The organism is uncultured Aureimonas sp. (genome assembly GCF_913775355.1).
Classification (GTDB): domain Bacteria; phylum Pseudomonadota; class Alphaproteobacteria; order Rhizobiales; family Rhizobiaceae; genus Aureimonas.
In genome coordinates this window covers 1-13,329 of record NZ_CAJYIU010000043.1, presented here as the reverse complement: position 1 = coordinate 13,329, position 13,329 = coordinate 1, and the positions used below count along the sequence as shown (strand labels likewise).

15 protein-coding genes are annotated in these 13,329 nt (G+C 67.5%); 11 read left to right on the top strand and 4 right to left on the bottom strand.

The annotated features are described in order from the left end of the window. Positions 1-103 precede the first annotated feature (103 nt). From QZ753_RS03250 to QZ753_RS03240, 3 genes are all read left to right on the top strand, one after another. Positions 104-901: an ABC transporter substrate-binding protein gene (locus QZ753_RS03250; protein WP_294641181.1), complete on the top strand. Its 798-nt coding sequence runs from the start codon at positions 104-106 to the stop codon at positions 899-901. 89 nt (positions 902-990) lie between these two features. Next, on the top strand, positions 991-1,698 hold the full coding sequence (locus tag QZ753_RS03245; protein ID WP_294641180.1) for an ABC transporter permease: 708 nt from the start codon (positions 991-993) through the stop codon (positions 1,696-1,698). Then, a complete protein-coding gene (locus QZ753_RS03240; protein WP_294641178.1) occupies positions 1,695-2,492 on the top strand; it encodes an ABC transporter permease in 798 nt (265 codons plus the stop codon). Before QZ753_RS03245 ends, QZ753_RS03240 begins: the two co-directional genes overlap by 4 nt. A gap of 26 nt (positions 2,493-2,518) precedes the next feature. Here the strand turns inward: QZ753_RS03240 and QZ753_RS03235 are convergent, their stop codons facing one another. After that, positions 2,519-3,211, bottom strand: coding sequence for a TetR/AcrR family transcriptional regulator (locus QZ753_RS03235; protein WP_294641177.1), 693 nt, complete (start codon positions 3,209-3,211; stop codon positions 2,519-2,521). Between the two features lie 154 nt (positions 3,212-3,365). On the opposite strand from QZ753_RS03235, the gene QZ753_RS03230 reads away from it, so the two are divergent. Continuing rightward, positions 3,366-4,259 carry an NAD(P)-dependent oxidoreductase gene (locus QZ753_RS03230; protein ID WP_294641175.1) on the top strand — a complete coding sequence of 298 codons (894 nt, stop codon included), beginning with the start codon at positions 3,366-3,368 and terminating at the stop codon, positions 4,257-4,259. A gap of 22 nt (positions 4,260-4,281) precedes the next feature. On the opposite strand, the gene QZ753_RS03225 is transcribed toward QZ753_RS03230, so the two are convergent. Next, positions 4,282-4,767, bottom strand: coding sequence for an Lrp/AsnC family transcriptional regulator (locus tag QZ753_RS03225; protein WP_090960301.1), 486 nt, complete (start codon positions 4,765-4,767; stop codon positions 4,282-4,284). A gap of 197 nt (positions 4,768-4,964) precedes the next feature. Between QZ753_RS03225 and QZ753_RS03220 the strand changes: the two genes are divergently transcribed. From QZ753_RS03220 to QZ753_RS03210, 3 genes are all read left to right on the top strand, one after another. Then, entirely contained in the window at positions 4,965-6,434 is a 1,470-nt protein-coding gene (locus QZ753_RS03220) for an ATP-binding protein (RefSeq protein WP_294641173.1), read from the top strand. A gap of 67 nt (positions 6,435-6,501) precedes the next feature. Then, a complete protein-coding gene (locus tag QZ753_RS03215) occupies positions 6,502-6,693 on the top strand; it encodes a DUF1289 domain-containing protein (RefSeq protein WP_294641183.1) in 192 nt (63 codons plus the stop codon). 1 nt (position 6,694) lies between these two features. After that, positions 6,695-7,396: a TIGR02281 family clan AA aspartic protease gene (locus QZ753_RS03210; RefSeq protein WP_294641172.1), complete on the top strand. Its 702-nt coding sequence runs from the start codon at positions 6,695-6,697 to the stop codon at positions 7,394-7,396. A 7-nt stretch (positions 7,397-7,403) separates the two neighbouring features. Here QZ753_RS03210 and QZ753_RS03205 read toward each other — a convergent pair whose 3' ends face one another. Then, a complete protein-coding gene (locus QZ753_RS03205) occupies positions 7,404-8,219 on the bottom strand; it encodes a sulfite exporter TauE/SafE family protein (protein WP_294641170.1) in 816 nt (271 codons plus the stop codon). A gap of 16 nt (positions 8,220-8,235) precedes the next feature. Continuing rightward, the gene (gene dusA, locus QZ753_RS03200; RefSeq protein WP_294641169.1) at positions 8,236-9,234 is read right to left on the bottom strand and encodes a tRNA dihydrouridine(20/20a) synthase DusA; all 999 of its coding nucleotides are present in this window, start codon (positions 9,232-9,234) and stop codon (positions 8,236-8,238) included. 126 nt (positions 9,235-9,360) lie between these two features. Between dusA and QZ753_RS03195 the strand changes: the two genes are divergently transcribed. From QZ753_RS03195 to QZ753_RS03180, 4 genes are all read left to right on the top strand, one after another. Then, positions 9,361-9,642, top strand: a complete 282-nt coding sequence (locus QZ753_RS03195) for an acyl carrier protein (protein WP_090960313.1) — start codon at positions 9,361-9,363, stop codon at positions 9,640-9,642. A 78-nt stretch (positions 9,643-9,720) separates the two neighbouring features. After that, positions 9,721-10,926 carry a beta-ketoacyl-ACP synthase gene (locus QZ753_RS03190; RefSeq protein WP_294641164.1) on the top strand — a complete coding sequence of 402 codons (1,206 nt, stop codon included), beginning with the start codon at positions 9,721-9,723 and terminating at the stop codon, positions 10,924-10,926. Between the two features lie 47 nt (positions 10,927-10,973). Further along, positions 10,974-12,257, top strand: coding sequence for a beta-ketoacyl-ACP synthase (locus QZ753_RS03185; protein WP_294641162.1), 1,284 nt, complete (start codon positions 10,974-10,976; stop codon positions 12,255-12,257). Between the two features lie 20 nt (positions 12,258-12,277). Further along, entirely contained in the window at positions 12,278-13,321 is a 1,044-nt protein-coding gene (locus QZ753_RS03180) for a zinc-binding dehydrogenase (RefSeq protein WP_294641160.1), read from the top strand. Positions 13,322-13,329: the final 8 nt, after the last annotated feature.

Here is a 13,329-nt window from a genome sequence, read left to right as displayed (position 1 = left end):
ACGGGTTGCCAAAATTGACGGAAACGGCAACATCGCCCCATCGAGAAGCATGCTCATAAGGCAGGCACGGTTCATTTTCGGCTCGGCAGGATAACTCACGCCCATGACAATGTTTCAGAACCTTCTGGCAGCCGTCGCGCTGACCGCCCTCGTCGCCGCTCCCGCCGCGGCGCAGGAGAGCGATGCGAACAAGACCTGGACCGAGGTCCGCATCGGCTCCGAGGGCGCCTATCCTCCGTTCAACTACCTCGACGCCTCGGGTAAGCTCCTCGGTTTCGACATCGACATCGCCAACGCGCTCTGCGAGCAGATGAAGGTGAAGTGCACCTTCGTGACGCAGGACTGGGACGGCATGATCCCCGCCCTCCAGAATAACCGCTTCGACGCGATCATCGCCTCGATGTCGATCACGCCGGAGCGCTCGCAGCAGGTCCTCTTCACCAACAAGTACTACAACACGCCGGGCGCGATCGCCGTGCCGAAGGACTCCACGATCGCCGACACGAGCGCCGCCTCGCTCTCCGGCAAGACGATCGGCGCTCAAGGGTCGACCACCCACGCGCAGGCAGTCCAGAAATTCTTCCCCGACGCCGACGTGAAGGTCTATCCGACCGCCGAGGAATACAAGCTCGACATCGAGAACGGCCGCCTCGACGCGGTCAGCGACGACGTGGTGGTGCTGAGCCAGTGGCTCGACAGCCCGGCCGGCGCCTGCTGCAAGCTGCTCGGCACGCTCCCGGTCGACGAGGAAATCTACGGCAAGGGCGCCGGCATCGCGCTGCGGAAGGGCGACGAGAAGCTGAAGAAGATGTTCGACGACGCCATCGTCGCCATCCGTCAGAACGGCACCTACAAGACGATCAACGACAAGTACTTCAAGTTCGACGTCTACGGCGGCTGATCCGGACCTCCTGAACCCGCGCCGGGCCTGGGCCATCGCCCCGGGTCCGGCGCACTGACTTTCCAGCGTCGGCGGGTCGCGAACGGCAGATGGACTATCTTGCGCTACTCGCCTATGGCGACACCGGCTGGGGTGACGAAATCGCCCGCGGCGTGCTCGTCACGGTATCGCTGGCCTTGGCGACGCTGCCGTTCGGGCTTCTTCTCGGCCTCGGTCTCGCCCTCGCCAAGCGCGGCGAGGATCCCGGCCTGCGGTTGTCGGCGGATATCTACACGACACTGTTTCGCGGTCTGCCCGAGCTTCTGACCCTGTTCCTCGTCTATTACGGTGGTCAGAACCTCCTGAACGCGGCGACCGGCGCCCTCGGTCTCGGGCAGTGGACGCTGTCGAGCTTCGTGTCGGGCATGGTCGCGCTCGGCCTCGTCTTTGCGGCCTATTCGTCGGAGGTCTTTCTTTCCGCCTTCCGCGCCATCCCCGACGGTCAGTGGGAAGGCGCCAAGGCGCTCGGCCTGTCGCATCGGCGGACGCTCTGGCTGGTGATCCTGCCGCAGCTTCTGCGCATCAGCCTTCCCGGCCTCTCCAACGTCTGGCTGAACCTTCTGAAGGATACGGCGCTCGTGTCGGTGATCGGCCTTGCGGACATCATGCGCGAGACCGGCGTCGCGGCACGCGTGACGCGCGAGCCGTTCTTCTTCTTCGGCTTCGCCTGCGTCCTCTATCTCGCCCTCACATTGGTTTCGGCCGTCGGCCTCCGGCGCCTGGAACTCTGGACCCGGCGCGGCGAGGTGGCGCGATGAGCCTTGCTCCTCCCCCCACCGTGCGCCGCCGCCCTGGCATCGCCGGTCTCCTGACACTCGGCCTCTGGGCGGCCGGTGCTCTCGCGCTCGTGGCCTATCTGATCGAGGTCTGGAACCCGGACCTCATCGCGACCTACGGTCCCGTGTATCTGCGGGGCCTATGGACAACGCTGACGATCGTCACGCTGTCCTACGTGCTCGGGGCGATCCTGTCCGTGCCGATCGCGGCCGGCCGCATGGCCCAGAACGGGCTCGCGCGCGGCGCGTCCTTTTCCTACGTCTCGTTCTTCCGCGGCACGCCGCTGATCGCGCAGGTCTTCCTGATCTATTACGGGTTCGGCACGTTCCGGTCCGCCTTCGAGACCGTCGGTCTATGGTGGTTCTTCCGCGACGCCTGGTATTGCGCGATCTTCGCGCTGTCCCTCAACACCGCCGCCTATCAGGCCGAAATCCTGCGCGGCGCGATCCAGAGCGTCCGTCAGGGCCAGTGGGAAGGCGCGCGTGCGCTCGCCCTGCCGCGCCGCGTCATCATCCGCCGCGTGATCGCCCCGCAGGCGATGATCGTCGCACTGCGCCCTTACGCCAACGAGTTCATCCTCATGGTGAAGGCGTCGGCGATCGTCGCCATCATCAGCGTCTTCGATCTCTTCGGCGAGACGCGGCGGGCCTTCTCCCGCAGCTTCGATTTCCAGACCTATGTCTGGGCGGCGATCTTCTACCTCGTGCTGGTCGAGATCGTCCGGCGCCTGACCAACCGTGCCGAAGCGCGACTGACTAGGCACCTCAAGCGCTGAACCCAGGCGGCGCCGCGCGCTTCCCGTCAGCCCGAGCGGGCGACGCCGTGGAGAAACAGATCGAGGGCGTTGTCGGTCCGTTCGGCGATCGCGTCGGCATTCTCTTCCTTCGGAATGCCGTAAATGCTGGCGCGGATGTCGCCGCCGCAGATCGCCTGGATGAACTGGTTGGCGAGAAACTCCGGCGGCATGTCGCGAACCTCGCCACGCTCTCTCGCGCGCTCGAAGATATGGGTCAAGGCGATGACGATCGGCCGCAGCACGCGGCTTTCGGAATAGTCGGCAAGCTCCGGGTGCCGATGCCCCTCGGCGGCGAGCAGCCGGAAGAGCGCGATCGTGCGGGGTGCGAACGTGTTGGTCCGCAGCCAGGCGGCCACCTGCGGCAGCGTCTCGCTGATCGAGCCTGTCTGCGCTTCCAGGACGCGAAGGGCATCGTAGTTGAAGAGGATCTGATGATGCAGCGCCGCCTCGAACAGGCGCTGTTTCGAGGGGAATCGGTCGTAGAGCGTACGCTTCGACGTTCGTGCCTCGGCGGCGACGGAATCCATGCTCGTGGCGCTGTAGCCGGCGTCGAGAAATTGCCGGAAGGCGATTTCGAGGATGGTATGGGACAGGCTGGCCGCCGCCGATTTGGTCGGGCGGCCTCGTCGACGCTCCAACCTCGCCGCGTGCGGCGTACCGTCACTCAAACTCAACTGCGTCGTCTCACTCCCGCCCACGAGCGCGCCCTTCCCGCTTGCCACGACCCCGGCGCGAGACGACGCGAGACCTCTTTCCGGCTTTCGGAACTGGATCTTTCGCCCTCTCCGCCATCATTCTCACACCCGATGCGATTCGGAAGCGGCCCATCGTTCGGCAGCTAAACTTTTCGCAATGTTTCGCAAACGGAAGGACGTTCGAATGGTTGCAACCAGCTTCATCGGTCTTGGCGTGATGGGCTTTCCGATGGCCGGGCACCTCGCTGCCAAAGGCCATGACGTCACCGTGTTCAATCGCAGTCCGGCCAAGGCCGAGGCCTGGGTGGGCCAGCACGGAGGGCGCAGCGCTTCGACCCCGCGCGAGGCCGCGGCGAACGCCGACATCGTCTTCGTCTGCGTCGGCAACGATGACGACGTGCGCTCGGTGATCTACGGCGACGACGGTGCGCTCGCCGGCATGAAGAGCGGCGCCATCCTCGTCGACCACACGACGGCGTCCGCGGAGCTCGCGCGCGAGCTGGAAGCGGCCCTCAACGAGAAGGGCTTGCGCTTCCTCGATGCGCCCGTGTCCGGTGGTCAGGCGGGCGCCGAGAACGGCGTTCTCACGGTAATGGTGGGCGGCGAGGCCGCGACCTTCGACGCCGCCCGCCCGGTGATCGAATCCTACGCGCGAATGATCGGGCTGATGGGTCCCGCCGGGTCCGGACAGCTGACCAAGATGATGAACCAGATCTGCATCGCGGGTCTCGTGCAGGGCCTGTCGGAGGCCGTGCACTTCGGCCAGAAGGCCGGCCTCGACATCACGAAGGTCGTCGAGGTCATCTCGAAGGGTGCGGCGGGCTCGTGGCAGATGGAGAACCGCCACAAGACCATGGACGAAGGCCGCTACGACTTCGGTTTCGCGGTCGAATGGATGCGCAAGGATCTCGGTATCTGCCTCGCGGAAGCCAAGCGCAACGGCGCCTCGCTGCCCGGTACTGCGATCATCGACCAATTCTACGCCGAGGTCGAGGCGATGGGCGGCAAGCGTTGGGACACATCCTCCCTGCTCGCGCGCCTCAACCGCTGACCGGACGGGCCGGCGGGAGGCGTCAGCTCTCCCGCTGGTCCTTGTCGAGAACGAGATAGTCGAGCGGCAGCTCGGTCGTGTACTTGATCTGCTCCATCGCGAAGGCCGAGGAGACGTCTCGGATCTCGATCCTGGCGATCAGCCGCTTGTAGAACGAATCGTAGGCCGCGATGTCCGGCACGACGACGCGCAGGAGATAATCGACGTCTCCGCTCATGCGGTAGAACTCGATGACCTCCGGAAACTCCTGGACGACCTCGGAAAACCGCTTCAACCATTCCACCGAATGGGAGCCGGTGCGAACCGAGACGAACACCGTGACGCGCGCATTGACCTTGACCGGGTCGAGAACGGCGACCCGCCGGACGATGACGCCCTCTTCCTCCAGCTTCTGGATGCGCCGCCAGCACGGCGTCGTGGACAGCCCGACGCGCTTGGCGACGTCGGCGACGGCCAGCGTCGCGTCTTCCTGCAGCAGCCGAAGGATTTTCTTGTCGAGCCTGTCCAATGCCACCTCTTTCCGGCCGACGGTGGCCTCACGCGGCCGCTTGCCGCCATCCCGCCGTCGAACCACGATCTTTCGCGGTTTCTTAAGCCAATTCTTTAAGTTTTCCGCAACAGGATGATGCCGAACCACTGCATGCAACCCTTGCCCGAACCGTTTCGATGTCGCTTACCGCCCCGCCATCCCTGGACAAGTCGAGCATGCCCCGCGGCGGAGCGGCCGGCCAGCGCGTGGAGCTGGCGCGCACGCTTCGCAAGACCCGCGACCAGCTGATCTCGGCCGACGGCATGCCGCCGCGGATCGAGCTGGAGCTCCTTCGCCAGCACGTTCCGCAGTTCTCGGCCGGACTGCCGGTGCTGGCCGTCATCGTCGGGGCCGCCGGTGCCCTCTTCGCCTTGGCCGACCTTCCGATCATGGTCGCCTGGATCGGGCTGAACCTGATCACCGCCCTTCCGCTCCTTCTCCTGCTGCGCGCCTTCGAGAAGGCCGCGCCCTCGATGGTCGCCGCCTTCACATGGCGGCGCCGGTTCCAGTTCGGGCATCTCGTTCTCGGCCTGCCCTGGGCGGTGCTGATGTTGTGGCCGGCCTGCGAGGCCTGCGGCTTCGAGGCGCTCGATTCGGTTCGGCTCGCGGTGGTGGCGGCCGCCATCGGGACGCTTGCGTTGATCGGCGCGAGCCTAAAGGGTGTCGTTCTGTGGAGCTTCGGGCCGCTGGCGCTGGTCGCCGCCTACCTCGCTTTCACCACGGACGATCCGTCGCGCATGGCGCTGCACGGGGTGCTCCTGTCGGCGATCCCCTTCTTCGCCGTGGTCTCGAGCCGGCTGCGCGCCTCCAAGACCGACCGCATCCGCCATCGCACGGAACGCGACCAGTTCACCTTCGAGATCGAGGCGGCACGGATCGCCTCGGATCAGGCCCGCCAGCGCGCCGAAGAGGCCAATCTGGCGAAGTCGCAGTTCCTGGCTACCATGAGCCACGAATTGCGCACGCCGCTCAATGCGATCCTCGGCTTTTCGGAAGTGATCGGTGAGGAGATTCTCGGCCCCGTCGGCAATGAGACGTATCGCGACTACGCTCGCGACATCCACAATTCCGGCCAGCATCTCCTCGACCTGATCAACGAGATCCTCGACCTGTCACGCGTCGAGGCAGGGCGCTACACGCTGAACGAAGAGGCGGTGAGCCTCGTCGCCATCGCCAAGGCGGCCATCGGCTTCGTGCAGATGAAGGCCGACACGAAGCGGATCGAGATTCGTGCCGAGTTCGAGCCGGACCTGCCGCAGCTCTGGGGGGATCCGCGATCGCTTCGGCAGGTGATCCTGAACCTCCTGTCGAACGCGGTGAAGTTCACGCCCGCCAAGGGCCGCATTCTCGTGCGCGTCGGATGGACGGCTGGCGGCGGTCAGTACGTGTCGGTGCGCGACAACGGGCCCGGCATTCCCAAGGAGGAGATGCCGCTGGTGCTCTCCTCGTTCGGACAGGGAACGAACGCCATCAAGAGCGCCGAACAGGGCACCGGCCTTGGCCTGCCCATCGTGCAGGCGCTGGTGAGCCTCCACAACGGCTCGTTCGAGCTGAACTCGGCGCCCGGGCAAGGCACCGAGGCGCTGGCGACCTTCCCGCACGCCCGCGTTCTCGAGGTCATGCCGGCGCTCGGCGACCTCTCCTGACCGCTCGGCGAACACGTCGCGGAGAGGGCGCGTTGCGGCAGGTGATCCGGCGCCATATCTCGTGTCCATGACATCGACGCCGTCTCCCCTCGCCTCGCCCTGTGTCCGCATCTGCGTCCTCGACGCGGCGGGAAGCCTCTGCATCGGATGTGGTCGCACGATCGAGGAAATCTCCGGCTGGTCGGGCATGTCGGAGGACGCACGGCTGGCCGTGATGGGCGTGCTCGACGAGCGCCTCCGCGTGGTGGTGGCACTCTGACATGCGGTCGGGAACGTGGCTTCTCCTCGTCTTCGCCGTCATCGGCATCGCGCTCCTCGCCCTGACGTTCGGCAGAGGCGAAGTGTTGGGAATGCGGGACGATGCGTTCGCCTCGCTGATCTACATGGGCCTGTGGACGACGCTTCTCGGCTCCGGTCTCCTCGTCGCCTTTCGCGGGCGCTGGGGCGAGGCGGCGAGGAGCGCCGCGATCTGGATGGTCGCGTTCGCCGTCCTGATCGCTGCCTACGCGTTCGGTCCCGAGCTTCGCGGCGTCGGCGACCGGATGATGGCGGTGCTCGTCCCCGGTCGGACGGCGACGCTCGGCGGCGCGGACGGCCAGGTCATGGTCGCGCGCGGCGACGGCAGCCATTTCGCGGTCGATGCCGAGGTGAACGGGCGGCGCATCCCGTTCCTGGTCGACACGGGCGCCAGCGTGATCGCCATCGACCCTGACACGGCGACGGCCATCGGCGTCGATCCGGCAAGCCTTCGCTACACCGCGCGCATCCGCACCGCCAACGGCGACACGGTCGCCGCGCCGGTGACGCTCGACAGCGTGCGCGTCGGCTCCATCGAACGCCGCCGCGTGCCGGCAGTCGTGACGCAGGGCGACGGGATCGGCGTCAACCTTCTCGGGATGAGCTTCCTCGGCACCTTGTCGTCGCTCGACTTCCGTGGCGACCGCCTCGTCCTGTCGGACTGAGGCCGCCTCAGGAGGCGCCGATCATGAAGCGGATCGCGACGGTCAGGAGAAACAGCCCGAAGCCGACCTCCAGCTGACGCTTCGTCAGACGGTGCGCGAGCGTCGCGCCGAGCCGGACCGTCGGCATCGACATCGGGATGAGGATCGCAAGCGCCGCGAGGCTGACATGGCCGAGGCTGAGCGGCGGAAGGTCGGGATGCCCCCACCCGCCGACGATGAACGGCACGACGCCGGGGACGGCGATCAGGACACCGACGCCCGCCGATGTCGCGACGGCCTGATGCATCGAGCGGCCGTAGAGCGTCATGAACGTGTTGTTGAGGACCCCGCCGCCGATCCCCATGATGGCCGACAGCCCACCGATCAGGAGGCCCGCCACCGTGCGCCCAGCGCGTCCCGGCAGAGCGCTGCCGAGCACGAAGGGCAATTTGCCGATCAGCATCCGCACGCCGAGCACCAGCGCGATGGCGGCGAAGATCGCGGCCAGCACGTCGGACGGCAGGAGGTTGGCGACCGCTCCGCCGAGAATGGCACCAAGCGGCACCGTGATGAGCCACTGCCGGAGGAGCACCGTATCGACCGCTCCCCGCACCATGTGGGCGCGCAGCGAGCGGATCGAGGTCGGGATGATCAGCGCCAGCGACGTTCCGACCGCGATCTGCATCCGCGTGTCGGGCGCAACGTCGAGGGTCGTGAGCACCTGATAGAGGACGGGGACCGTGATGGCGCCCCCGCCGATCCCGAGCAGCCCCGCGAGAAAGCCCGAGAGCAGCGCGCCGGCCGCGAGCAGGCCGACGAGCATTCCGATGTCGGCCCAATCCATCTCGATCCCGCCGTCCTCAGGCCGCTTCTGCGGCTGCGGGGGTCAGCTGAACCTCGGCGAAGGCTTCACGCAGGAGATCCGGCGTCGCAAGGGGACGGACGGCCCGTTCCGACAGGAGTTGCCGCCAGCGTCGGGCTCCGGGCAGGCCGGTGAACAGCCCGAGCATGTGACGCGTCACGTTCGACAGGCGGCCCCCGGAGGCCATGTGCCGCTCGGCATAAGCCGCCATCGCGTCGATCAGAGCGGGGTAGTCGACCGGCACCGGCGGCTCGTCATGACAAAGCTCGCCGACGCGCGCGAGTTCGGACGGCGTCTGGTAGGCGCCCCGCCCCATCATCACGCCGTCGACCCGGCCAAGATGCGATGCCGCGGCCTCAGTTGTCGCGAGACCGCCGTTGAGCCCGACGAACATGTCCGGCAGGCGCTGCTTCAACCGGTAGACGCGCTCGTAGTCGAGCGGCGGGATTTCGCGATTCTCCTTCGGGCTGAGCCCCTGCAGCCATGCCTTGCGCGCATGGACCCAGATCGCGGAGACGCCGGCATCCACGGCCCGGTCGGCCAGCGCGTCGAGCGCCGGCTCGGGATCCTGCTCGTCGACGCCGATCCGGCATTTCAACGTGACGGGGATCGCAACGGCCTCGCGCATCGCGGCAAGGCAACGCCCCACGAGCTCGGGATCGCGCATCAGGCAGGCACCAAAGGCGCCCGACTGCACCCGGTCCGACGGGCAGCCGATATTCAGGTTGATCTCGTCGTAACCGAAGGCTTCGCCGATCCGCGCAGCTTCCGCGAGCTTGGCGGGGTCCGACCCGCCGATCTGGAGGGCGAGCGGGTGTTCGGCGGTGTCGAAGCCGAGCAGCCGATCCCGGTCGCCATGCAGGATCGCGTCGGCGACCACCATTTCGGTATAAAGGAGCGCCCGGGGCGCCAGCTGGCGGTGCAGATAGCGACAATGGCGATCCGTCCAGTCGATCATGGGCGCGACCGCGAAGCGGACGGGAAGATATGGGCGCATGGAGTCCGGGCCGTTTCCGCGAGCGACGGGGCAAAAGAGGAGCCGGCGGGTTCGCTTTGCAAACGCTGGAGGATTGCATATAGGTTCGCCGCACGAACGATCCGACAGATTTACGAGGAAGATCCCTTGTCTTCAACCTTCGACCGGGTCGCCGACATCATCGCCGAGACCAGCGAGATCGACCGCGACCAGATCACCCCCGAGAGCCACACGATCGACGATCTCGGCATCGATTCGCTCGACTTCCTCGACATCGTCTTCGCGATCGACAAGGAATTCGGCATCAAGATCCCGCTCGAGAAGTGGACGCAGCAGGTCAACGAGGGCGCCGCTTCCACGGAAGAGTACTTCGTCATGAAGAACCTCTGCGCCAAGATCGACGAGCTGCGGGCCGCCAAGGCGGTCTGACGCGGCCGACCGCACGATCCAGCAACTCATCCTCGCGGGCGCCCGGTGCGCCCGCGCCTACCCTTGACGGAACCGACCATGGATCTGCCCGCGCGAGACGTCTTGATCACCGGGGTCGGGCTGGTGTCCTCGCTCGGCGAGGGCGTGGAGACGCATCTCTCTCGGCTGGCTCCGCATGGCAGCTTCCAGCCGGCGATCGAGAGCGTCGAGCCGACCGAGCATTTCGTCCATCCCCTTCCCACGATCGACTGGTCGCTGCAGATCCCGAAGAAGGGCGACCAGCGCCAGATGGAGACTTGGCAGAAGCTCGGCGTCTATGCGGCGGGCCTGGCGCTGGCCGACGCCGACGTCGCGGCCGACGAGGCGACGCGCGCGAAGGTGGACATGATCGTCGCGGCGGGCGGCGGCGAACGCGATCCCGACGTCGATGCCCTGGTGATGGCGCGCGCGCGTGGCCAGAACGATCCGCTGCCGATGATGAACGAGCTTCTGTCGAGCGAACTGCGCCCGACGCTGTTTCTCGCGCAGCTCTCCAACCTCATGGCCGGCAACATCTCGATCGTCCACAAGGTGACGGGCTCCTCGCGCACCTTCATGGGTGAGGAGAGCGCCGGCATTTCCGCCGTGCAGGTCGCAGCGGCGCGTATCCGCGCGGGTCAGAGCCGTATCTGCCTCGTCGGCGGCGCTTTCTCCGCCGCCCGCAAGGACCTTCTCGTCAACTACGAACTCGGAGGCTACCTCCTCGGCGGCGAATGGCGACCCGTCCCTGCCCGCACGGGCGAGGATGCGGGCTTCGTGCCCGGCAGCGTCGGCGCCTTTCTGGTGCTGGAGGATGCCGAACACGCCCGCGCGCGCGGCGCGACGGCCTATGGGCGCCTGAGCTTCGTGGCTGGCGATCGCGGGCCGCGTGGCGACGGCCGGCTGGCCGAGCGCCTCGGGCGGCTTCTCGACGAAAGCGGCGTCGGCGACGACGAACTCCTTGTCCTGTCGGGGGCGACCGGCATCTCCGGCGCGACGGGAGAGGAGATCTCGCTCCTTACCCGTCGTTTCCCGAACGCGGCTCTGCGGACCTACGGCAGCGCAGTCGGCCACGCGATGGAGGCGCAGTTTCCGACGGGTGTCGCGCTCGCCGCGATCCACCTGTCGGCGGGTCGCCTGCCGGGACCGGCGGCGGGCGGCGAGGAACGCCCGGCCGAGTTCGCGCCAGCCCGCGCCCTCGTCACCGGCGTCGGCCATGTCCGGGGCGAAGGCGTCGCCCTCGTCGAGGCGATCGAGCCGCGCTGAAGCATGATGTGTGAGCCGGGCGCTCCGGCGCAGGACGGATGGAACGGATGACGTCTCGCGATCTCGATTTTCAGGGGCGGCCGGTGGTCGCGGTGACGGGCGTCGGCATCGTCTCGTCGCTCGGACGGGGCGTTGCCGACAACTGGTCGGCGCTCACCGCCGGGCGGTCGGGCATCCACCGGATCACCCGCTTCCCCACCGACAACCTGCGCACCACGATCGCCGGCACGATCGACTTCATGGCCGTCGAGCCATGGAGCGGCATCGCCCTGTCCTATGCGCTGGCGGAAGCCGCCGGGACGGAGGCCATCGCGATGGCGGGCTTCGACCCGGCCGCCTTCGGTGCACCGCTGTTCCTGGCCGCCCCGCCGATCGAGCTGGAATGGTCGCAGCGCCTCGTGCTCGACAAGATGTCGGGCGAGGCGCGCGAGGAGGCCGGCTACGACCGCCTTCTGGAGCTCGCCCGCACCAACCGCTCGCCCTCGATCTACGACCTGACGCTCTTCGGCGGCATCTCGGAGCGCCTGTCGGAAACTCTCGGCACGCGCGGCCTGCCGATCACGCTGTCGACCGCCTGCGCGTCCGGCGCCAGCGCGATCCAGCTCGGGCTGGAAGCCATTCGGCGCGGCGATGCGGAGCGCTGCATCGCCATCGGCACCGACGGGTCGGTTGGCGCCGAAGCCCTCATCCGCTTCTCGCTCCTGTCCGCGCTGTCGACGCAGAACGAGAACCCGGAGCGCGCGTCCAAGCCCTTCTCGAAGGATCGCGACGGCTTCGTCATGGCCGAGGGCGCGGGCGCGCTCGTGCTGGAGTCGCTCGCTTCCGCGCGCGCGCGGGGCGCCGAGATCCTCGGCGTCATCCATGGCATCGGCGAGCAGGCGGACGACTTCCACCGCACCCGCTCGAAGCCGGACGGCTCGCCGATCATCTCGACCATCCGCGCCGGTCTCGAGGATGCCGGCCTGACGCCGGCCGACATCGGCTACATCAATGCCCACGGCACCTCGACACCCGAGAACGACCGGATGGAATATACCGGCCTCGCGGCCGTGTTCGGCGACGCGATCGCCTCCGTCCCGATCTCGTCCAACAAGTCGATGATCGGCCACACGCTGACGGCTGCCGGCGCGATCGAGGCCGTGGTCTCGATCCTGTCGATGCGCAACGGCACGCTTCCGCCGACGATCAACTACCAGCAGCCGGACCCGGCCATCCCGCTCGACGTGGTGCCCAACACGGCCCGCTCGGCCGACGTTTCGGCCGTCCTGTCCAATTCCTTCGGCTTCGGCGGCCAGAACGTCTCGCTCGTTCTCGGCCGCGAGCCGCGCTGACCGTTCTTCCAGGAGCTTCCATGCGAGCCTTGCAACTCGTCGCCGACCGAGACCTGCGGACCGTCGAGGTCGACGCGCCGGGCGCCCCCGGTCCCGGTGAGGTGACGGTTCGCATCCAGGTCGTCGCGCTCAACCATATCGACGTCTGGGGCTGGCGCGGCATGGCCTTCGCCAAGCGCAAGCTGCCGCTGACGATCGGCGCGGAGGCGTCGGGCGTCGTCGAGACGCTGGGCGCCGGAACGTCCGGTCTGATCCCCGGTCAGCTTGTTTCGATCTATGGCGCGCGCACCTGCGGGCTCTGCCACGCCTGCCGCGAGGGCCGCGACAATCTCTGCGAGCATGTCGGCGGCGTGCACGGCTTCCACCTCGACGGCTTCGCGCAGGAGCGCATCAACCTGCCCGCGCGTCTTCTCGTCCCGGCGCCTCCGGGCTGCGACGCGGTGGGCGCCGCGCTGGCGCCGGTCACCTTCGGCACGGTCGAACACATGCTGTTCGACAACGCCAAGCTCCAGCCCGGCGAGACCATCCTCGTCCATGCCGGCGGCTCCGGCATCGGCACGGCCGCGATCCAGCTGGCCAAGCGCCACGGCGCGACGGTGATCACGACGGTCGGCTCCGACGAGAAGATCGAACCGGCGCGGGCGCTCGGCGCCGATCACGTCATCAATTACCGATCCGACCGCTTCGAGGGCGTCGTCCGCAAGCTGACGAAGAAGAAGGGCGTCGACGTCGTGTTCGAGCACGTCGGCAAGGACACGTTCGCGGGCTCCATGCTCTGCCTCAAGCGCGGTGGCCGGCTCGTCACCTGCGGCTCGACCTCGGGCGTCTCCACCGAAGTCAACCTGATGATGCTGTTCCAGCAGCAGCTCAAACTCCTCGGCTCGTTCGGCTGCCGCATGGAGAACATGGCCGACGCGATGGAGAAGATGGCGCGCGGCTGGGTCAGGCCGGTGATCGACACCGAGGTCGGCTTCGACGACATCGACGTCGCGCTGAAGCGGATGGAAGGACGGCAGGTCTTCGGCAAGATCGTGCTGCGCGTGGACCGCGACCTCGCCGCATGAGCGGACGG